The organism is Colwellia sp. BRX10-1 (assembly GCF_014077545.1).
GTDB lineage: Bacteria > Pseudomonadota > Gammaproteobacteria > Enterobacterales > Alteromonadaceae > Colwellia_A.
The window spans coordinates 1-392 of the sequence record NZ_JACGWC010000111.1; the positions used below are offsets into that span (position 1 = coordinate 1).

Here is a 392-nt window from a genome sequence, read left to right on the forward strand (position 1 = left end):
GGCGTTAGGTAAGTAAATGGATTTCGTAGAAAAGTTTCACATTCAGCATAAAAAAAGAATCATGTATTCATTAATTGCTATGGCGTTTTGGATTCCTGCTTTAATAATCAATTATTACGATTTAACCTTTTCAATTCTTCCTTTACGCACAGATTACTTTGCGCTTATTATTCAAAGTATAGGTTTAGTTTTTATTTTTTTAGCTTATTATCAATCTTTTTGTCCTAGCTGTAATAAGTTAGCTGGTTCTGGTTGGAAAATAGATAAATGCAAAAAGTGTGGTGTTAAACTTACCTAACAAGCACTTCAAACGGAACAAAAACAGTTGGTTAGGTTCCGCTTCGCTTCACATTTTAACCAACAATTTTTGTCCGCTTAAGTGGGCGTTATGT

The 392-nt window shown here is 32.7% G+C and carries 1 protein-coding gene; it reads left to right on the plus strand.

Annotated features, from left to right (window positions below; translation table 11 throughout):
- Positions 1-16 precede the first annotated feature (16 nt).
- Complete coding sequence (locus H4J75_RS19765; RefSeq protein WP_182223076.1) at positions 17-298, plus strand: hypothetical protein; 282 nt, start codon at positions 17-19, stop codon at positions 296-298.
- The last annotated feature ends 94 nt before the right edge of the window (positions 299-392 follow it).

What these genes read in the sequence shown, in the direction of transcription:
- H4J75_RS19765 (WP_182223076.1), top strand. Translation starts at nt 17, where the DNA reads ATGGATTTCGTAGAAAAGTTTCACATTCAGCATAAAAAAAGAATCATG.